Source organism: Hydrogenophaga sp. (assembly GCF_036675665.1).
Lineage (GTDB): Bacteria > Pseudomonadota > Gammaproteobacteria > Burkholderiales > Burkholderiaceae_C > Hydrogenophaga.
In genome coordinates, this window is record NZ_JAKFEO010000010.1 from 194,363 (window position 1) to 215,173 (window position 20,811).

Consider the following 20,811-nt stretch of genomic DNA (forward strand, 5'->3'; position numbering starts at 1 on the left):
GCTACTTGGGCAAGTCCGTGGTCGGGCCATTGGCGCGTGGCTTGCGGGCGGCAGCAACGATCTTCTTGAGCGAACTCAAGATTTCGAGACTGATGCGCTCCTGTCGCAGCACGCTGCGTTCCATTCGAAGCAAGCGGGTGCTGAGTTGCTCGGCCGACACACGGGTGAGCTGGTCGTTCATGCCGTCCACCAGCGTGGGGTCCAGCCCCAGCTCGGTCAGATCCATGTCGTCGGCCATCCAGGTGGGGGCCGCGCTCATACCTGCGTTGGGCAAGTGCGCCCAGCGCTCTTGATCTTCCGCCACGCGCGAAGGTGCTCCAGCGTTCTCCACCTGCATTTCAGCGACCACTTCGTTGAGTGCGTCCAGCGTGAGGTGCGTCATTTCAGACAGGTAGCCCAACAGCAGCAAACGATCGCACAAGGTGTTGATGCGACGCGGTATGCCACCGGAGTGCTGAAAGAGCGCCGCGAACACGGCCGGGTCGAAGGTGGGCTTGTCGGTGGCACCAGCGCACTTGAGACGGTGTTCCACATAGGCGCGGGTGTCTTCCTCGTCCAGCGGCCCCAGATGGCAGCGCGCTGTGACACGTTGCCGAAGCTGCAACATGCTCGGGCCCTGCAGGATGTCCCGAAACTCGGGTTGACCCACCAGGAAGGTCTGGAGCAACGCCTGATCGCCAAACTGGAAGTTGGAGAGCATGCGCAACTCTTCCACCGCCAGTGGTTGCAGGTTTTGCGCTTCATCCACGATCAGCAGACAGCGTTTGCCTTGTGTCGTCTGGGTGATGAAGAACGCTTCAAGCGCCATCAACATGTCGGCCTTGCCGGTGCCGCGCACCGCCACGCCAAATGCCGCGCATACCAGCTTGAGCGCGTCTTCAGCACCCAGCTGCGTGCTCACCAGATGCGCGGCCACCACCGATCCGTTTTCCAGGCTGTCGAGCAGGTCGCGGACGATGGTGGTCTTGCCTGCGCCGACTTCACCGGTGATGACGATGAAGCCTTCGCCGCGCATGACGCCGTAGACAAGGTAGGAGCGCGCACGCCGGTGTGGCTTGCTGCTGTAATAGAAACGAGGATCGGGATTGAGCTGGAACGGCTTGTTGCTCAGCCCATAGAAAGCTTCGTACATGGGTCAGAACCGGTGGTTGATACGACCGGAGAGTGCGGTGTCGCTGTAGGAACCAGCTGAGTTGTTGAATCGACCAAACTGCAATTGAACAATGCCGTTGGTCCGAGGGGCCAAGCGAGTGCTGAGCCCCAGCGAGATGGACTGACGCTTGCTGCTGGCACCCGAGCTGCCGACGCTCTTCTGATTCAGATAGGCGGCATTGAACGAAGTCAGAGGAGTGACCCGGTGTGCATAGTTCGCACCCCAGGATTGCTGATCGATCTTGCTGTTGGAATCAAAGTCATCCCCCAGCGTGGTGAGGGAATCCAGGCGACTCGTGCTGCCGCGGGTGACATTGAACGTGATCACACTTCGAATGCCGCTCAAAGCAACCGACAACTGCTGGGTCCGGTTCAAGGTTGCGGAAGAGCTCAGGAAGTCCTGAAAGACCTGCGCATCGGCGGGCAGGCCCAGTTCGAACAGCCGTATGCGAATGAGTCGGTCACGTTCTATCGGATCCGTCACCCTCGGATCCAGAAGCGCGTCCAGCAGGTCATAAACGGAACCGCGCGAAACGGATCCCGACTGGGTCGGACTGTCAGAAGCAGACCGGGAAGCGATATAGCGCCAGATGGTTCGTCCCGTGCGATGCTCCAACGCAACGTTGTACCCGGTGCCGAAGTAACGATTTTCGGCAGACACCGAGAAAGTCGTCTGCAACGAAGGTCGCCAATCGAAGCCCGCGCCGGTGATGTTGTAAGACTCTCGCTCCAAAGTGATGGTGTCGTTGGTTTCAACACCCGCGCTCACTGTCACATTCAACTGTGGAGTCACTGAAATGATCACCCCTGCCCGCGCGATGTCGGAGCTGGTGTCGCGGCCAAGCGTGTAGTCGGTCTCCTGCGCAGAGGCGTCAAGGTACCAGCCCAGCAACTGACCCACAGGTCGACTTCCCAGACGCCCCGACAGCACCTGAGAGGTGGAATCCGATCGAATCGAGGTGTTCGTGTTGAGGGTTTGAATGGCGTACCGCACTTGGTAGTCAGCCAATCCGCCAATACTTCCGCGAATGTAGGGAGAGACTCGGAAACTGGACGTCTCGGACCGGTTTGTGTCTGACAGGCTTGTGACCGACTGCGGACCAAACGCCGAAATCGACTGGTCCGAGATCATTCCGGACACATCCACAAAGGCACGTTGATCCCAAACCTCGAGCGTCCCGCTTGCGTTGAGCCTGTTGCTGATGCGGTTCCTCGAATTCCCTTGAAGATAGTAAAGAGCGCTCAGGGAATAGTCGACAAAGCCCCGCACCCTAGGCGTATTCAACAGCGCGCGCACGCTCGGGGTGACTTCGAGTGACAACTCACTGCGCGCATTGCTGCTGGAAGCATTGCCGTTGGACGACAGGGTGGCCCCGACCGATATGCTGGGCTCGATCGAGACGGTTGCCCGTGTCGTGCCCTGATCGACCGTTTGCGCCCGGGATTCAGCCACGGGCAAACTCAACAGCGTTGCGCAACCCAACATGGCCGCCGTGCGCTTGGACCTCCGAGATGTTCTCGCGTGGTTGTTCCTCATCAAACTGCCCCCCACCCGCTGATATTCATGTTGCAACCGACACGTTCGTATTGGATTCGGCGGCCTGACTGGCCGACTGACCATATCCAAAGCCATATCCATAGCCATAGCCATACGCGTCCTGATCGCCACCTCGCGCCTGATTCAACATCAGGAGTTTGACCGGGCAGGCATCGATCGTCGTCAATGCATGAAGCACCTGGGAACGCAGCGTTTTCTCCGCATGAACCACCAACAGGATCTGCCCCATGTGGGAAGCGAGCACGCGCGCTTCCGTCGTGAGAAGCAACGGGGGTGAGTCAAAAATGATGATGCGGTCTGGGTATCGCTGGCCCAGCTCCTCGATCAATGCGGTCATCGCATCGCTGGCCAGCAACTCGGTGGCCCTGGGATGTGGCGTTCCGCTCAACAGCAAGCTGAGCTTGTCCACATTGGTCCTCAAGAGCACATCGGCCATCTTGAGCTTGTTGTCGATCAACAGATCCAACAGACCGGGCCCGGCAGGCAGATTCAAGGTCTTGCGCAGAGACGGACGAGACACGTCGGCATCCACCAACAGGACGCGGTAGTCCAACTCCATCGCGATGCTCATCGCCAGGTTGACGGCGGTGAAGCTCTTGCCTTCACCGGGCATCGCACTGGTGACCATGATCAGATTGCCGTTGGCCACGGGCGCCGCCCCTTTACCGGTTGCATTGGCCAACAAAGGCCTCTTGATGACGCGGAACTGGTCGGCAATGGCTGCGCGTGGCGCGTTGGGCGTCACGTAACCATTGATCGCGAGGCTATCGACATCAAGGCGCACGGCCTTGGACGTGCGTTCAACCTCGCCAACTGTCTTCTGCGCTGGGGCAGTGGGAGCAGCCACAGTTGCTGCGGCAGCCGCAGAAGGGGCGTTTACTTCAACGACGTCTGGAGGTGCGATATCAACGCCTGCCTGACGGAGTTGCTCCAATCGCTGCGCTGCTTTTTCAATCAAACTGGACATGATTCGAACTACCTTCCAAAGCCTGTCTGATAGGCCAGATAGGCCATTCCCACCAGGAAAACAACGACCAAGACGCCCACAGATGCCAGGAAACGGTACAAGCTGCGCGTCTCACGCCGCTTCACCACATCGTTTTTCACCAAGGTCACCACACCGAGCAGAGGCAGTTCCGTGGCAGCCCGCAACGAATTCGCATCAAAAAACACCGGTCTGATCTGGCTCATCAGGAAGGTTACGCCCAGGCCCGCGGCCAATGCCGCCATCAGGCCCGCAGAAAGCAGCAGCACACGGTTGGGCGCAACCGCTTTGGGATTGGCGCGGGGAGGATCAATCACCCGAAAGTCCGCCAGGCTGGATGCGCTTTCGAGTTCACCGCCCATGGTGATCGACTCGCGTCGAGCCACCAGATCCTCGTAGTTCTTGCGGTTGATCTCGTAATCACGGTTGAGCTGAGCCTGTTCCGCCTCAATCTGAGGCGCCACTTTCATGGACTCGCGCGCGCGGTTGACGCGCGACTCGTACTCTGCGACCCGGGCACGCAATGAGGCGACCTGAACCTCGGCTGCCGAGGAGATGCGAGACAGTTCATACAACGCTGGATTGGTCTCGAGCACCGGCTGGCCAGGATTGGCGGCGGCGGCCTTTTGCATCGCCTCCACTTCCTTGCGTTTCTGTTCCTCCAACTCCTTGATCAGGCGCCGGGTGTTGATCACATCAGGGTGCTGCTCGGTGTATCGCTGCAGCAGGCCATCCAGGTTTCGCTTGAGAGGGTCGATCCGGGCGTCCAGTTCGGGTGTCGCGAACGATGAACCACCTTGTGCGGGGGACGCCCGTTGGGCGGCTCTCGCAGCATCCAATTGCCTGCGCGCGACGTCCCGTGCACTTTCCGCCTCCCGAAGGTCCAGTTTGGCCTGATTGAGCGTGTTGGTGACCTCGCCAAGCCGACCAGCAGTGTCAAGCCCGCCCTGAGACTGGATATCCAGGTTGCGCAACCGGAACTCCTTGAGCCGGGTCTCCGCCTCGGTCAGGCGAGCTTCGTAGTTCTTGATCTGTTCCTCGATGAAGCGCCGGGCCGAGTCCGAGTCGGACTTGGTGCTGCCAAGGCTTGACTCCACAAACACCGTCATCAGCGACTGGACAACGCGCAATGCCTTCTCGGGGCTCTCGCCCTGGTATGCCAGCGTGTACAGGTTGTCGCGACCCGTCGATCTGATGGATAGCGAATCGGTCACTTGCGTGATCAGCTTGTCCTGCTCCACTTTGGATTTGGTGCCGAGGTCGAGATCGGCCATGCGGATCAGCTTTTCAACGGTGGGCCGACTGATGAGCGTGCGGCTGAGCATGTTGACCTGTTGCTCGATGTTGGGCTGAGCGGCCAGGCCGGACATCAAAGGCCTCAGTATCGATTGCGTGTCAACGTACACGCGGGCCGAAGCTTCGAATCGATCCGGCATGAGAAGCACCGTTGTCGCGGCACCGGCGGCCACCAGCCAGGCGACCGCGACGCCCAGGCGCCGGTATTTCCACATCCCTCTGAGGATGGTTGTGATCTGCTGAATGAGTTCTTGCATGCACGCGACTGTCTGTGACAGTGAAAAATGAACGTTCCATCCGCCTCAGGCGGCAGGATTCAGGATGCGGCAAAAGCCGAAATCAGAACCAGCCCTGAGGAATGATCAGGATGTCACCTGGGAGCATTTCCACGTTGGCGGAGATGTCGCCACGCTTGACCAGATCTCTCAGGCGAACGCTGTAGCGCTTGTTGCTGTCGCTTGCCCGGATGATGGTGGCCTTGTTGCCGTCCGCAAAGTCGGTCAGACCGCCCACCGCGATCATCACGTCCATCACGGTCATCTTCTGCTTGTATGGCAGGAACTGCGGCTTGGCGGCCTCGCCCACTACACGAATCTGTTCGCTGTACGGGCCAACGAAGTTGGTGACGATGACGGTGACGACGGGGTCACGAACAAACTTCGCCAACGCCGTCTCTACATCACGGGCAATCTGCGTGGGCGTTTTGCCTTGGGCAACCAACTCATCCACCAATGGGGTGGACACCTTGCCATCGGGGCGAACGGGGACGCTTGAGGAAAGCTCAGGATTGCGCCACACGTTGATGTTGAGGTTGTCTCCGGGGCCGACAATGTAGTTGTAGTCAGGGCTGGAGGCGAGGGTCGGCGCGGGAGGATTGGCGTTCTGGGTGGCGCAGCCGGTTGCGCCGAGCACCAAAACCAGAGCCGCGACACGGCGGGCGGAAATGCGCATGAGTTCTGAAGTATGTTTTTGCATGGTCCACGTCCTCAAAATCACGGGGAAATGTTAATAAAAGTTAACGGTCTTTTTGAATATACCGCACACCACCACACGATGACTACCCGCAAAGTGTGACGAAGTACCCAAACAGAGAAAGCGTGCGCACGACCGTCGATTTAGTTTTGCTTCAGTACGCTGATGCACAGATGCATCAGATCACAGAGGGTACGTCTTCACCTTGGGCGGGCACAACAAGCAGGCGCTTTAAAATGCGCGGCGACTCTGTCATCAACCCACAGGAACCTCAGTATGTCTCTCTTCACCGCCGTCGAAATGGCGCCGCGCGACCCAATTCTCGGTCTGAACGAACAATTTGCCGCCGACGCCAATCCCAACAAGGTGAACCTGGGGGTGGGTGTGTATTTCGACGACAACGGCAAGCTTCCATTGCTGCAGTGCGTTCAAAGCGCCGAAAAGACCATGATGGACAAGCCCACCGCACGCGGCTACCTCCCCATTGACGGCATTGCCGCCTATGACGCTGCCGTCAAAGGGCTGGTGTTCGGTGTCGACTCGGAACCGGTGAAGTCCGGCCGGGTGGCGACCGTGCAGGCCATCGGCGGCACCGGAGGCCTGAAGATCGGCGCCGACTTCCTCAAACGGCTGAACCCGAATGCCATGGTACTGATCAGCGACCCCAGCTGGGAGAATCACCGCGCCCTTTTCACCAACGCCGGTTTCACGGTGGGCTCCTACGCTTACTACGACGCCGAAAAACGCGGCGTCAACTTCGACGGCATGCTGGCCAGTCTGAACGCGGCAGCGCCAGGCACCATCGTTGTGCTGCACGCCTGCTGCCACAACCCCACCGGCTACGACATCACTCCCGAGCAGTGGGACCAGGTGATCGCGGTGGTGAAAGCGCGCAACCTCACGCCTTTCCTGGACATGGCCTACCAAGGCTTTGGCCACGGCATTGCCGAAGACGGTGCGGTGATCGCCAAGTTCGTGGCTGCGGGTCTGGTGTTTTTTGTCTCGACCTCGTTCTCCAAGAGCTTCAGCCTGTACGGCGAGCGCGTGGGTGCCTTGTCGGTGCTGTGCGAGACCGCCGAAGAGGCCTCGCGCGTGCTGTCGCAGCTCAAGATCGCCATCCGCACCAACTATTCCAACCCGCCCATCCACGGCGGCGCGGTGGTGGCGGCCGTGCTCAACAACCCTGAGCTGCGCACCCTTTGGGAAAAAGAACTCGGCGAGATGCGTGTGCGCATCAAGGCCATGCGTCAGAAGCTGGTCGATGGCCTCAAAGCCGCCGGTGTCAAGCAGGACATGAGCTTCATCACCAGCCAGATCGGCATGTTCAGCTACTCCGGTCTCAACAAGGACCAGATGGTGCGTCTGCGCACCGAATTCGGCGTGTACGGAACCGACACCGGCCGCATGTGCGTGGCCGCGCTCAACAGCAAGAACATCGACTACGTCTGCCAGTCGATTGCCAAGGTGGTCTGAGCCGCCTTCGCTCAACAACAAAGGGCCGCTCTCGAGCGGCCCTTTTCATGGGTCAAAGCCGTCAACCCCACACCACCGATCGCATGGAGATCGAGGCGCCCTGGAAGCCCTCATTGAAGAAACGCGGCTCATCGTCTTCCTGCACCGCGCCCGCCGCGCACAGCAGTGGCAGGTAATGCTCCCAACTGGGATGCGCCATCTGCGCCACGGCACCCAACTGCTGAAAATCGCAGAGCGCCGGCAGTCGCCGTTGAAGAATGTGATCGGCGGTGACGCGATCGAACTCGATGGCCCAGTCGTAAGCCTGGTTGTCGGGTGCGTCGCGTCGCATGGCGCGCAGGTTGTGAACCGTGTTCCCGCTGCCAACGATCAGCACGCCGCGCTCGCGCAGCTGCGCCAGCTGGCGGCCGATGGCGAAATGCTCGGCGGCAGGCCGGCTGTAGTCCATGCTGAGCTGGATCACCGGGATGTCGGCATCGGGGAACATCGGTTTGAGGACGGACCAGGCGCCGTGGTCCAGACCCCAGTCTCCCTCGTCCAGCTCCAGCGGCCGGTTGGAGCCCGGTTGCATCACCGACTGGCTGATGAACCGGGCAGCTTGCGGCGAACCTGGCGCGGGGTATTGTTGGTCGAACAAGGCCTGGGGAAAACCGCCGAAGTCGTGGATGGTGCGCGGCTGCGCCATGGCGGTGAGCTGCCAGCCGGCCGTCAGCCAGTGGGCCGAAATGCACAGGATCAGACGGGGTGGTTGCGGGCGCGCCAGCAGTTCCGTACCGAGCGCCTGCCAGCTCTGGCGCCACCGGTTGTTCTCGATGGCATTCATCGGACTGCCGTGGCCCACAAACAGAACGGGCAAACGCGCAGTAGTGGGCAAATCACTCCAGGTGGCTGTAAGGGGTTCTGATGCGGTGGATTCGGACATGCGGGGTGGGCGGGTGGATACCGTCTGGCAGGCGGCAGAAATCGGTGATCCAGATTCTTTCACGAAGGTGACAAATGGCCCATTAAATTAGGTGTTATCACGCTGACGCTCCTGGGCGCATGCTGCTATATTGCACTGCAACATAACGAAATCGGACAACCATGCTCTATCAAATTTACGAGACACAACGCTCCATGATGGAGCCGTTTTCGGACTTGGCCGAGGTGGCCGCGAAGCTTTTCACCAACCCGAGCCTGCCCCTGGCCCAGTTGCCCATCGCCCAGCGCATCTCCGCGGGCTACGACCTGATGCACCGGTTGGGCAAGGACTACGAGAAGCCGGTGTTCGGCATCCACACGGTGGACGTCGACGGCGTGGACGTGGCGATCCACGAGCGCGTCGAAATCGACAAGCCGTTCTGCGAATTGCGCCGTTTCAAACGTTTTTCCGACGACACCAGCACGCTGGCCAAGCTCAAGGGCGAACCCGTGGTGCTGATCGTGGCCCCCCTCTCCGGCCACTACGCCACGCTGCTGCGCGACACCGTGCGCACAATGCTCAAGGACCACAAGGTCTACATCACCGACTGGAAGAACGCCCGCCTGGTGCCCTTGTCCGACGGTGCGTTCCACCTGGACGACTATGTGAACTACGTGCAGGAGTTCATTCGCCACCTGCAAAAAGGCTATGGAAACTGCCACGTGATCAGCGTGTGCCAGCCCACCGTGCCAGTGCTCGCCGCCGTGTCTCTCATGGCCAGCCGGGGCGAGACCACGCCGCTGTCCATGACGATGATGGGCGGCCCGATCGATGCCCGCAAATCGCCCACCGCGGTGAACAACCTGGCCACCCAGCGCGCCCACAGCTGGTTCGAGAACAACGTGATCTACCGCGTGCCCGACAGTTTCCCCGGTGCCGGCCGCCGGGTGTACCCCGGTTTCCTGCAACACACCGGCTTCGTGGCCATGAACCCGGACCGCCATGCGTCGAGCCACTACGACTACTTCAAGGACCTGATCAAGGGCGACAACGAGAGCGCCGAGAGCCACCGCAAGTTTTATGACGAGTACAACGCCGTGCTCGACATGGACGCCGACTACTATCTGGAAACCATCGACACGGTGTTCCAGGACTTCAAACTCGTCAACGGCACCTGGGACGTGAAAAACCCGCAAGGCAAGCTTGAGCGCGTGCGTCCGCAGGACATTCAGCACACCGCCTTGCTCACCATCGAAGGTGAACTGGACGACATCTCGGGCTCTGGGCAGACGGCCGCCGCGCACGACCTGTGCACCGGCATTCCCAAGACGCACCAGATGCATTACGAAGCCGCGGGCGCGGGCCACTACGGCATCTTCAGCGGCCGCCGCTGGCGCGAGTTCGTGCATCCGGTGGTGAAGGCGTTCCTCAAGGTTCACCAACCCACGGTGGTGGCTGCACCAGCGGCCCCAAAGGCTGCGCCCAAGCCTGCAAAAGCCGCGACCAAGGCACCGGCCAAGCCGGCCGTCAAGGCTGCGGCCAAAGCCCGGGCGAAGGCGCCGAAGGTGGTGACCAAACCCGCAGCCAAGGCGCCTGCCGCCCGCAAGGCGCGCAAGACCACGGCTTGAGCGGGTTCGCCCCTGAAGCCCGGCGGCCATCACAGGCGCCGGTATATTGGCCGTCATGAACGAGCTCGCAAGGCGCATAGACGCCGCCCTGCCGCAAACCCAGTGCACGCGCTGCGGCTACCCCGACTGCGCGAGCTATGCGCTGGCCATTGCCGACGGCGACGCCGACATCAACCAATGCCCCCCCGGCGGAGCCGAAGGCATCGAGCGCCTGGCCGCCATCACCGGGCGGGCCGCCAAGCCACTGAACCCCCACAACGGCATCGAAGGCCCGGTGACGGTGGCCGTGATCGACGAGGCCTGGTGCATCGGCTGCACGCTGTGCATCAAGGTCTGCCCGACCGATGCCATCGTGGGCAGCAACAAGCGCATGCACACCGTGATCGAGCCCGTCTGCACCGGCTGCGAGCTCTGTTTGCCGGTGTGCCCGGTGGACTGCATTTCGCTGGAGATCGTCAGCGGCGAGCGCACCGGTTGGCAGGCCTGGACGGCCGAGCAGGCGCGCCAAGGCCAGGCGCGCTACGAGGCAAGGCAGATCCGGCTGGCACGCGAAAAGCTGGAGCACGAGGATCGGCTCGAAGCCAAGGCGAAGGCAAAGCTGAGCGATCTGGCCGCGCATTCACGGATCACCGATGAGGCCCTGCTGGACAAGAAACGCGCGGTGATCGAGGCCGCGCTTGCCCGGGCCAGGGCCAAGCGCACAAACCTCTGAACCGGGCCGAAACAGCGCCTGAATCAGGCCATCTGGCGCGCTGCGGCGGTCTTGTAGACGCCGCAGCCCACATACAGGTCGTCCACCTTCACCACATACGACATCTTGGCCTGGATGCTGCCGTTGGCCGGGTTGCCGATGTCGTACTCGACCCAGCCCGGGCCGGCTTCGGCCTGTGAAACGATGGCGTTGAGCAGCGCCTGGCCGTCGATGCCGGGAATGTCCTGCACGCGGCTGCCCACCTTTTCGGGTTTGCCACCGAACGAGCGGTAGACGCCGTTGCGGTCCAAGGCAAACACGTACATGTCGCGGTCGTGAAATCCATTGGCGGGTGTGGTGATCTCGCGCACGAAGGCATCGCGCCCGCGCTGCTGGCGCATGACCTGCGCCCGGTCCACGAGCAGCATGGCCTCTTCGGCGGTGCCCTGCTGCAGCATGAAGGAGGACACGGCTTTGGACAGGTGGGCGGCACGCTGCTCCAGCTGGTCGGCCTGCGCCACGGCGCGCTCGACCATCTGTGCGTTGCGCTGGGTGATCTCGTCCAACTGCGAGACGGCCGACGAGATCTCGCTCAGGCCGGTGCTCTGCTCGGCGCTGGAGGCCGAGATCAGCGACATGTTGGCGGCCACGCCGCGCACGCCGTTGGCGATCTGCTGGATGCTGCTGCCGGCGGTGCGAATCTGCACCACGCTGGCCTCCACCTGCTGGCGCGAGGCTTCGATGAGTTGGCGGATTTCCTTGGCGGATGCGGCCGAGCGCTGGGCCAGCGAACGCACCTCGGCCGCCACCACCGCAAAGCCCCTGCCCTGCTCGCCTGCCCGGGCGGCCTCCACCGCCGCATTGAGCGCCAGGATGTTGGTCTGGAACGCCAGGCTGTCGATCACGCCGATGATCTCGTTCATCTGCTGCGCGCTTTTCTGGATGCCCTCGACCGACTCGACCGCGCGGCCCATCGACTTCGCGCCCGATTCGGCCACATCGCGCACCTGGGCGGCCTGGCTGTCGGAGTCGCCGGCGGTCTGGGCGTTTTGCTGCACCGTGCTGGAGAGCTCGTGCACGCTGGCGGCGGTCTGTTCGAGGTTGGCGGCTTGTTGTTCTGTGCGATCGGCCAGATCGCGGTTACCGGTGGCCAGGCTCTTGCCGGCGTGGGCCACCAGGGCCGAGTTGCTGCGGACCTCGGCCACCATGGACGAGAGATTGCCGACCATGCGATCCAGCAGACGGGTGAGATCGGCCAGCTCGTCAGCGCCGCGCACCTTCAGCACGGTGCGCAGGTTGCCCGAGGCCGTCTGCTCCATGCTGGCGAGCACCTGCCGGAAGTCGCTCGTGAAACTGACGTAGAAGCTCAGCATGAGGTAGACCAGCATGCCAGCACCAGCGAGCTCGATGCCCAGCACCCAGGCGCCCGCCGGGGGCGGCCCGGACACCATCCAGGCGACCACCTGGGGCAGCAGAGAAGCGGTGGCCAGCAGCAGCAACTTGCTGCGCAGGCGCAGGCGTCGCATCAGCCAGACGCCGGGGGACAAGGGGTGAATGCCGGACATGCGCGTGTCTCTCCTCGAGGGGTTGTCTATGTATCGGCCTGAAAAGGGCTGGCTTGAGACGCCGCTCGCATTCAATGGTGAGCAGAAATGCCCGATTGACGCGCTTCAAAATGCCGGAACAGTTGCACCGCCATCACGCGAAGCGCGTCATCGGCCATGTTGTGGGCATGCGAGAGTTGCTCCAGACCATAGCGCCGGTCGTGCTGCATGAGGGCACGGCTCACGCACATGCCCTGGCTGGACATGCGCAGGCAAAACGCCTCGAGCAGGTCGTGGGGCCAGCTCTGCGACGCGTCGCGTGCGTGGCGAATCACCGCGGTGAGCGGCGCTGTGGATGCGGCTTCTCGCAGTTGTCGAGTCGGGACCTGGCTCATGGCGGGCTCCTTGGGCGGTTGGGCCACCGGTGATGAGAACGTGGCTTCGGGATGCCTCAAGCGTAGGACGACGCGACTGTCCGCATAACCCGGAACAGCGGCCGAAAACCCCGTTTGCTCAACGTTTCGGTGGTGTGCGAGCGCCTGGTGCGCGAAACCTGGACCCTGGTGGTCGCCGCCTCGCCGGCGGGATGACCGCGGCGTGATGGCGCGCGCCGGGCTCAGCCGGGTTGAGCCGCGAGCCTGGCAAACGCGCTGACCACCTCGGGCGGCGCCTGCACCAGCTCGATCAACACGCCCTCCCCGGCGATCGGGAACTCGTCGTTGGCCTTGGGATGCAGGAAGGTGATGTCGAAACCCGCCGCCCCTGGGCGGATACCGCCCGGCGCAAACCGCACGCCCTGGGCAGTCAACCAATCCACTGCGGTGGGCAGATCGTCGATCCACAGGCCAATGTGGTTGAGCGGCGTGGTGTGCACCGCGGGCTTCTTCTCCGGGTCCAGCGGCTGCATCAGGTCGACTTCGACCTTGAAGGGCCCGCTGCCGATGGCGCAGATGTCTTCATCGACGTTCTCGCGCTCGCTGCGAAAGGTGCCCGTGACCTCCAGGCCGAGCATGTCGACCCAGAGCTTCTGCAGGCGCTGCTTGTCGGGTCCACCGATGGCGATCTGCTGGATGCCCAGGACCTTGAAGGGGCGGACGGGGGATGCCGATGTGCTCATGCGTCAGTGAAAACCGTTGAGGGTGTGGGAAGACGGGTGGCTGGCCTGCTCCAGCGTCCAGACCGTGGCCGGCGGCAGGTTGGCCCAGATGGAAGCGGCCCGGCGCCAACGCCATCCGATGGGGATGTCGTTGAAGGGGCGCAGATGGGGCGAGGCGTAGGTGTACTGGATCAGGCGCGACCCTGGGCGGCTTTCGATCAGGGCGACCATGGCGTCGATGCAGCCATGCGCTTCTTCGCGCGTCATCGACAGCAAGGGCAATGAAGACACCACCGTCACCGGGCATTGCGCCTCGATGTCCAGCGCGTCGAGCCGGGTGGCGCAATGGTTCAGCACCTCCAGATCGGGGAAACTTCTGCACAGCAACCGGGCGAAGCCGGGGTCGCGCTCTATCACCATGAAGCGCTCGATCCGGGCCAGCGCAGGCAGCAGGGCGCGGGTGATGGCGCCGGTGCCGGCGCCCACCTCGATCAAGGTCCTGGGGTCCGATCGCATGACCTCATTCAGGATGGCCTGCGCCAGGGCTTTGGAGGCGGGAGCGATGGCTCCGACGCGCCTGGGGTGGCGCAGATAACCCAATGCAAAAGCCAGACCGTGCCGCATGCGAAGCCCTTCAGAGTCGGTGTGAACGACAGGGTAGCGCAATTCAAACCCCGTGGTCTGTGGGGCACAGGCCCGGCCGGAACTCACTCGAACTCAACGATGGGTTGGTCCACCACCAGCGATTCGCCCTTGGAGGCGAGCACCTTGCCCACCACGCCATCGGCCGCGGCGAACAGCACATTCTCCATCTTCATGGCTTCAATCACAGCCACCCGCTCACCGGCCTGCACCTTCTGGCCTGGCTGCACCGCCACGTCCACCAGCAGGCCCGGCATCGGCGACAACACGTACTTGCTCATGTCGGCCGGCGCCTTGAACGGCATGAGTGCGTGCAGCTCGGCCATGCGCGGCGAGACCACCATGGTCTCGATGCGGGTGCCGTTGTGCTGCACCACCAGTGCCAGCGGGTTGCGCGGCGTGCCGCGCTCGATCTGCGCAGTGAAGGCCTGGCCGTTGCATTCGCCGGTGATGCAGATGTCGTTCAGCCGCGAAGGGCTGCTGATGGCATAGCGCTTGTCGGCCACCGTGACCACGGCCGAGCCGAGTTGGCCCACCACCTCGTCCACATGCACCGGCTTGTAGAGATGCTCACCGTTGGTACCCAGCACGATCACGCGGAAGTCGTGACCGACCTTGACACCATAGCCGGGCAACTGGCCCGACAGACCCGCCGCGCGTTCTCGCGACTTGCGGCGCACGAAGGCCGCCAGCGCCACCAGAAAATCGGCATCGTCGTGCGGCACGTCTTCAGCACGGAAGCCGTGGCCGTAGTGCTCGGCAATGAAGCCGGTGTTGAAGTCGCCGGCCACAAACCTGGGGTGCGCCAGCAGCGCCGCCTGGAACGGAATGTTGCTGCTGATACCTCGAATGACGAATCCGTTGAGTGCCTCGCGCATCTTGGTGATCGCCTCTTGCCGGTCTTTGCCGTGCACGATCAGCTTGGCGATCATGGAGTCGTAGAACATCGGAATCTCGCCACCGTCCTGCACGCCGGTGTCCACGCGCACGCCCAGCAGATCGGCCGTGTTGCCCTGCCACATGCTCTGCGTGGGTGGCGCAAAGCGCACCAGGCGCCCGGTGCTGGGCAGGAAGTTGCGGAACGGGTCTTCCGCATTGATGCGGCATTCGATCGCCCAGCCCTCGCGCTTGACATCGGTTTGCGTCAGCGGCAGTTTCTCGCCGGCGGCCACGCGGATCATCAGTTCCACCAGGTCAACGCCGGTGATGCACTCGGTCACCGGGTGCTCCACCTGCAGGCGCGTGTTCATCTCCAGGAAATAGAAGTCCTGGTCCTTGCCGACAACGAATTCCACCGTGCCCGCGCTCTGGTAGTTCACGGCCTTGGCCAGCGCCACGGCCTGCTCACCCATGGCCTTGCGCGTGGCATCGCTGATGAAGGGCGACGGTGCCTCTTCGATCACCTTCTGGTGGCGGCGCTGGATGGAGCACTCGCGCTCGTTCAGGTAGATCACGTTGCCGTGCGAATCGCCCAGCACCTGGATCTCGATGTGGCGCGGCTCCTGCACGAATTTTTCAATGAAGATGCGGTCGTCGCCGAAGCTGTTGCGCGCCTCGTTGCGGCAGCTCGTGAAACCCTCAAAGGCTTCCTTGTCGTTGAAGGCCACACGCAAGCCCTTGCCACCACCGCCGGCACTGGCCTTGATCATCACGGGGTAGCCGATGTCCTTGGCAATTTCCACCGCGCGCTCTGCGCTTTCAATGGCGTCGTTCCAGCCCGGGATGGTGTTGACCTTCGCCGCGTTGGCCAGTTTCTTGGACGCGATCTTGTCGCCCATGGCCGCGATGCTGAAGTGCTTCGGGCCGATGAAGGCCATGCCCTCTTCTTCCACGCGGCGCGCGAAGGCTTCGTTCTCCGACAGGAAGCCGTAGCCCGGGTGGATCGCCTGGGCGCCGGTCTGCTTCGCGGCTTCGATGATCTTGTCGGCCACCAGGTAACTCTCGCGCGAGGGCGCAGGGCCGAGCAGCACGGCTTCGTCGGCCAGCTGCACGTGACGCGCTTCCTTGTCGGCCTCGGAATACACCGCCACGGTGGCGATGCCCATCTTCTTGGCGGTGGCGATCACGCGGCAGGCGATTTCACCCCGATTGGCAATCAGGATCTTGGTAAACATCTTGTTCTTCTCCTTCGTGATCACAGCGGAATGTTGCCGTGCTTGCGCCACGGGTTCTCGAGTTTCTTGTCCTTGAGCATCACGAGGCTGCGGCAGATGCGCTTGCGCGTCTCGTGCGGCAGGATCACGTCGTCGATGAAACCGCGTGCACCCGCCACGAAGGGGTTGGCAAAGCGGGCCTTGTACTCGGCCTCGCGCAGCGCGAGCTTGGCCGGTTCCTTCTTCTCTTCACGGAAGATGATCTCCACCGCGCCCTTGGCGCCCATCACCGCGATCTCCGCGTTGGGCCAGGCGAAGTTCACGTCGCCGCGCAGGTGCTTGGAGCTCATCACGTCGTAGGCGCCGCCATAGGCCTTGCGCGTGATCACGGTGATCTTGGGCACAGTGCACTCGGCGTACGCGTAGAGCAGCTTGGCCCCGTGCTTGATGATGCCGCCGTACTCCTGCGAAGTGCCGGGCATGAAACCGGGCACGTCCACGAAGGTGATCACCGGGATGTTGAAGGCATCGCAAAAGCGCACGAAGCGCGCGGCCTTGATGCTGCTCTTGATGTCCAGACATCCCGCCAGCACCAACGGCTGGTTGGCCACGATGCCCACCGTCTGGCCGTCCATGCGCGCGAAGCCGATCAGGATGTTCTTCGCGTACTCGGGCTGCAGTTCGAAGAAGTCGCCATCGTCCACCGTCTTGACGATCAACTCCTTCATGTCGTAGGGCTTGTTGGGGTTCTCGGGCACCAGTGTGTCCAGGCTCATCTCCATGCGGTCGATCGGGTCGCCGCTGGGCCGCACCGGCGCTTTCTCGCGGTTGCTCAGCGGCAGGTAGTTGTAGAGCCGGCGCAGCATCAACAGCGCTTCCACATCGTTCTCAAAGGCCAGGTCGGCCACGCCGCTGCGCGTGGTGTGCGTGATGGCGCCGCCCAGCTCCTCGGCCGTCACTTCCTCGTGCGTCACGGTCTTCACCACCTCGGGGCCGGTGACGAACATGTAGCTCGAATCTTTCACCATGAAGATGAAGTCGGTCATGGCGGGCGAGTACACCGCGCCACCGGCTGAGGGGCCCATGATCATGCTGATCTGCGGCACCACGCCGCTGGCCATCACGTTGCGCTGGAACACGTCGGCATAGCCGCCGAGCGAGGCCACACCTTCCTGGATGCGAGCGCCGCCCGAGTCGTTCAAGCCGATCACCGGTGCGCCGACCTTCATGGCCTGGTCCATCACCTTGCAGATCTTCTCGGCGTGCGCCTCGGAGAGCGCACCGCCAAACACGGTGAAGTCCTGGCTGAACACGAACACCAGGCGGCCGTTGATCATGCCGTAGCCGGTGACCACCCCGTCGCCGGGGATCTTGTTGTCCTGCATGCCGAAGTCGGTGCAACGGTGCTCCACGAACATGTCCCACTCTTCGAACGTGCCCTCGTCCAGCAACACGTCCAGCCGCTCGCGCGCGCTCAGCTTTCCCTTGGCGTGTTGCGCGGCAATGCGTTTTTCGCCACCCCCCAAGCGGGCGGCAGCGCGTTTTTCTTCGAGTTGTTCGAGGATGTCCTGCATGGTGTTGTTCTCCAGAGATAGCTTGGAATTCAGTCAAAAAGATCGAGCAGCTGGCGCGCTGCGGTGCTGGCCGGCAAGGTGCCGGCCAATACGCGTTGGGAGACGTCGTCCAGTGCGGCACGCACCTGCGGGTGCGCGCGAAAACGTTGTTTGAGGCCGGCGTCGATGCGCTCCCACATCCAGGCTTTCGCCTGCTGCTGGCGCCGCGCGGCGAGTTGGCCGTTGTCGCTCTGAAGCATGCGGAAGCGCGACACCTCGGCCCAGAACGCATCAACACCACGCCCCATCAGTGCGCTGAGCTGAATCACCTGCGGGTGCCAGACGGCCTCGTTGTGGTGCGCATGTTCGGGGTGTCCCTGCAAGCCCAGCAGGCGCAATGACGAGGTGATCTGCGCACGCGCGCGCGTGGCCGCGTCGGGGTCGAGATCGGCCTTGTTGATGACCACCAGATCGGCCAGCTCCATCACGCCCTTCTTGATCGCCTGCAAATCATCGCCCGCGTTGGGCAGTTGCATCAGCACGAACATGTCCGTCATGCCGCTCACCGCCGTCTCGCTCTGGCCCACGCCCACGGTCTCGACGATCACGATGTCATAGCCCGCGGCCTCGCAGACCAGCATGGCCTCGCGCGTTTTCTCGGCCACGCCGCCCAGCGTGCCACTGCTCGGGCTCGGGCGGATGTAGGCCTGATCGTGCACCGAGAGCTTCTCCATGCGCGTCTTGTCGCCCAGGATCGAGCCGCCCGATACCGTGCTGGACGGATCCACCGTGAGCACCGCCACGCGGTGGCCCTTGTCGATCAGGTAGAGACCCAGGGCCTCGATGAAGGTGCTCTTGCCCACGCCCGGCACGCCGCTGATGCCCAGGCGGAACGCCTTGCCGGTGTGCGGCAACAGGCCCGTGAGCAATGCATCACCCTCGGCGCGGTGGTCGGCGCGGGTGGACTCGAGCAGCGTGATGGCCTTGGCGATGGCGCGGCGCTGCCCGGCGGCGTCGCCGTGCAGGATGCTCTCCAGCAGCACCGGAGAGGTCACCCGAGCGCCTTCTTGATCTGCTCCAGCACGTCCTTCGCGCTGGCGGGAATGGGGGTGCCCGGACCATAGATGCCCTTCACCCCGGCCTCATACAGCATCTCGTAGTCCTGGCGCGGAATCACGCCGCCCACGAACACGATGATGTCGTCCGCGCCCTGCTTCTTCAGCTCGGCAATGATCGCAGGCACCAGCGTCTTGTGGCCGGCAGCGAGCGTCGAGACACCGACCGCATGCACGTCGTTCTCGATCGCCTGGCGCGCGCACTCCTCGGGCGTCTGGAACAGCGGGCCCATGTCGACGTCGAAGCCGAGGTCGGCGAAGGCCGTGGCCACCACCTTGGCACCGCGGTCGTGGCCGTCCTGGCCGAGCTTGCTGATCATCACGCGCGGGCGGCGGCCCTGCTCTTCTGCGAACGCGTTGATCTCGGTCTTGAGGGCGTCCCAGCCCTCGGCGGAATCGTAGGCAGCTGCGTACACACCGGTCACCTTTTGCGTATCGGCGCGGTGGCGCCCGAAAACTTTCTCCAGCGCGTCGCTCACCTCACCCACGGTGGCGCGCAGGCGCATGGCCTTGATCGTCAGATCGAGCAGGTTGCCTTCGCCACTCTCGGCGGCAGCCGTCAGCGCATCGAGCGCGGCCTGCACCTGGGCAACATCGCGCGTGGCCTTGATCTTCTTGAGCCGCTCGATCTGCCCGTCGCGCACGGCCACGTTGTCGATGTCGCGTGACTCGATTGCGTCCTCGGTCTTGAGCTTGTACTTGTTGACGCCGACGATCACGTCCTTGCCCGAGTCGATGCGCGCCTGCTTTTCTGCGGCCGCCGCTTCGATCTTCAGCTTGGCCCAGCCGCTGTCCACCGCCTTGGTCATGCCGCCCATGGCCTGCACCTCCTCGATGATGGCCCAGGCCTTGTCGGCCATGTCCTGCGTGAGGCTCTCCATCATGTAGCTGCCGGCCCAGGGGTCGACCACGTTGGTGATGTGCGTCTCTTCCTGGATGATGAGCTGCGTGTTGCGCGCGATGCGTGCGCTGAACTCGGTGGGCAGCGCGATGGCTTCGTCGAAGCTGTTCGTGTGCAGGCTCTGCGTGCCGCCGAACACCGCGGCCATGGCCTCGACGGTGGTGCGCACCACGTTGTTGTACGGGTCCTGCTCGGTCAGGCTCCAGCCCGAGGTCTGGCAGTGCGTGCGCAGCATCAGGCTCTTGGGGTTCTTCGCGTTGAAGCCTTTCATGATGCGCGTCCAGAGCAGGCGGGCCGCGCGCATCTTGGCGATCTCCAGGTAGAAGTTCATGCCGATCGCCCAGAAAAAACTCAGGCGACCCGCAAACCCGTCCACGTCCATGCCCTTGGCGATCGCGGTCTTCACGTACTCCTGGCCGTCGGCCAGCGTGAAGGCCAGTTCCAGCGCCTGGTTGGCACCGGCTTCCTGCATGTGGTACCCGCTGATGCTGATCGAGTTGAACTTCGGCATGTGCTGGGCCGTGTACTCGATGATGTCGCCGATGATCTTCATCGACGGCTCGGGCGGGTAGATGTAGGTGTTGCGAACCATGAACTCCTTCAAGATGTCGTTCTGGATCGTTCCGCTCAACTGGTCCTGCGCCACGCCCTGCTCTTCGGCCGCCACCACATAGCCCGCGAGCACCGGCAGCACCGCGCCGTTCATGGTCATGGAGACCGACACCTTGTCCAGCGGGATCTGGTCGAACAGCACCTTCATGTCTTCCACGCTGTCGATGGCCACGCCGGCTTTGCCCACGTCGCCGGTCACGCGCGGGTGGTCGCTGTCGTAGCCGCGGTGGGTGGCCAGATCGAACGCGACCGACACGCCCTGCCCACCCGCAGCAAGAGCCTTGCGGTAGAAGGCGTTGCTTTCCTCGGCGGTCGAGAACCCGGCATACTGGCGGATCGTCCACGGGCGCACCGCGTACATGGTGGCCTGCGGCCCGCGAATGAACGGCTCGAAGCCGGGCAAGGTGTTGGTGTGCTGCAGGCCCGCTGTGTCTTCGGCTGTGTAGAGCGGCTTGACGCGGATGCCATCGGGCGTGACCCAGTCGAGCGCCCCGAGGTCGCCACCGGGTGCCGACTTCTGGGCGGCCTTGGCCCAGGCTTCAAGAGAGGTGGGAGCGAATTCGGGCGTGTTGGAGCTCATGGCGGGCGATGATTGAAAT

The 20,811-nt window shown here is 63.1% G+C and carries 17 protein-coding genes; 3 read left to right on the forward strand and 14 right to left on the reverse strand.

Annotation, left to right across the window (positions count from 1 at the left end; translation table 11 throughout):
• Position 1: 1 nt before the first annotated feature.
• The 5 genes from V6M63_RS07045 to V6M63_RS07065 all read right to left on the reverse strand — a co-directional run bounded on the left by V6M63_RS07045 (position 2) and on the right by V6M63_RS07065 (position 5,966).
• The gene (locus V6M63_RS07045) at positions 2–1,132 is read right to left on the reverse strand and encodes an XrtA/PEP-CTERM system-associated ATPase (RefSeq protein WP_332740854.1); all 1,131 of its coding nucleotides are present in this window, start codon (positions 1,130–1,132) and stop codon (positions 2–4) included.
• A gap of 3 nt (positions 1,133–1,135) precedes the next feature.
• The gene (locus tag V6M63_RS07050) at positions 1,136–2,605 is read right to left on the reverse strand and encodes a TIGR03016 family PEP-CTERM system-associated outer membrane protein (protein ID WP_332740856.1); all 1,470 of its coding nucleotides are present in this window, start codon (positions 2,603–2,605) and stop codon (positions 1,136–1,138) included.
• A 109-nt stretch (positions 2,606–2,714) separates the two neighbouring features.
• Complete coding sequence (locus V6M63_RS07055) at positions 2,715–3,677, reverse strand: XrtA-associated tyrosine autokinase (protein WP_332740858.1); 963 nt, start codon at positions 3,675–3,677, stop codon at positions 2,715–2,717.
• Between the two features lie 8 nt (positions 3,678–3,685).
• Positions 3,686–5,248, reverse strand: a complete 1,563-nt coding sequence (locus V6M63_RS07060) for an XrtA system polysaccharide chain length determinant (protein ID WP_332740860.1) — start codon at positions 5,246–5,248, stop codon at positions 3,686–3,688.
• A gap of 82 nt (positions 5,249–5,330) precedes the next feature.
• Entirely contained in the window at positions 5,331–5,966 is a 636-nt protein-coding gene (locus V6M63_RS07065) for an XrtA/PEP-CTERM system exopolysaccharide export protein (protein WP_332740862.1), read from the reverse strand.
• A 273-nt stretch (positions 5,967–6,239) separates the two neighbouring features.
• Between V6M63_RS07065 and V6M63_RS07070 the strand changes: the two genes are divergently transcribed.
• On the forward strand, positions 6,240–7,436 hold the full coding sequence (locus V6M63_RS07070; RefSeq protein WP_332740864.1) for an amino acid aminotransferase: 1,197 nt from the start codon (positions 6,240–6,242) through the stop codon (positions 7,434–7,436).
• 61 nt (positions 7,437–7,497) lie between these two features.
• On the opposite strand, the gene ygiD is transcribed toward V6M63_RS07070, so the two are convergent.
• On the reverse strand, positions 7,498–8,358 hold the full coding sequence (gene ygiD, locus V6M63_RS07075; protein WP_332740866.1) for a 4,5-DOPA dioxygenase extradiol: 861 nt from the start codon (positions 8,356–8,358) through the stop codon (positions 7,498–7,500).
• A 161-nt stretch (positions 8,359–8,519) separates the two neighbouring features.
• Between ygiD and V6M63_RS07080 the strand changes: the two genes are divergently transcribed.
• Positions 8,520–9,965, forward strand: a complete 1,446-nt coding sequence (locus V6M63_RS07080; RefSeq protein ID WP_332740868.1) for a polyhydroxyalkanoate depolymerase — start codon at positions 8,520–8,522, stop codon at positions 9,963–9,965.
• A 55-nt stretch (positions 9,966–10,020) separates the two neighbouring features.
• Complete coding sequence (gene rsxB, locus V6M63_RS07085) at positions 10,021–10,677, forward strand: electron transport complex subunit RsxB (protein WP_332740869.1); 657 nt, start codon at positions 10,021–10,023, stop codon at positions 10,675–10,677.
• A gap of 23 nt (positions 10,678–10,700) precedes the next feature.
• Here rsxB and V6M63_RS07090 read toward each other — a convergent pair whose 3' ends face one another.
• From V6M63_RS07090 to scpA, 8 genes are all read right to left on the reverse strand, one after another.
• Entirely contained in the window at positions 10,701–12,221 is a 1,521-nt protein-coding gene (locus V6M63_RS07090; RefSeq protein ID WP_332740871.1) for a methyl-accepting chemotaxis protein, read from the reverse strand.
• A 71-nt stretch (positions 12,222–12,292) separates the two neighbouring features.
• Positions 12,293–12,595 (reverse strand): hypothetical protein, encoded by a 303-nt coding sequence (locus V6M63_RS07095; RefSeq protein WP_332740873.1) that lies wholly within the window; start codon positions 12,593–12,595, stop codon positions 12,293–12,295.
• 221 nt (positions 12,596–12,816) lie between these two features.
• Positions 12,817–13,317, reverse strand: coding sequence for a VOC family protein (locus V6M63_RS07100; protein ID WP_332740875.1), 501 nt, complete (start codon positions 13,315–13,317; stop codon positions 12,817–12,819).
• Between the two features lie 3 nt (positions 13,318–13,320).
• Positions 13,321–13,920: a class I SAM-dependent methyltransferase gene (locus tag V6M63_RS07105; RefSeq protein ID WP_332740877.1), complete on the reverse strand. Its 600-nt coding sequence runs from the start codon at positions 13,918–13,920 to the stop codon at positions 13,321–13,323.
• A gap of 83 nt (positions 13,921–14,003) precedes the next feature.
• On the reverse strand, positions 14,004–16,052 hold the full coding sequence (locus V6M63_RS07110) for an acetyl/propionyl/methylcrotonyl-CoA carboxylase subunit alpha (RefSeq protein ID WP_332740878.1): 2,049 nt from the start codon (positions 16,050–16,052) through the stop codon (positions 14,004–14,006).
• A gap of 20 nt (positions 16,053–16,072) precedes the next feature.
• Positions 16,073–17,605: an acyl-CoA carboxylase subunit beta gene (locus V6M63_RS07115; RefSeq protein WP_332740879.1), complete on the reverse strand. Its 1,533-nt coding sequence runs from the start codon at positions 17,603–17,605 to the stop codon at positions 16,073–16,075.
• Between the two features lie 29 nt (positions 17,606–17,634).
• Positions 17,635–18,639, reverse strand: coding sequence for a methylmalonyl Co-A mutase-associated GTPase MeaB (meaB, locus tag V6M63_RS07120; RefSeq protein WP_332740881.1), 1,005 nt, complete (start codon positions 18,637–18,639; stop codon positions 17,635–17,637).
• Positions 18,636–20,792, reverse strand: coding sequence for a methylmalonyl-CoA mutase (scpA, locus tag V6M63_RS07125; protein WP_332740883.1), 2,157 nt, complete (start codon positions 20,790–20,792; stop codon positions 18,636–18,638). The genes meaB and scpA overlap by 4 nt, the downstream gene beginning before the upstream one ends.
• Positions 20,793–20,811 lie beyond the last annotated feature (19 nt).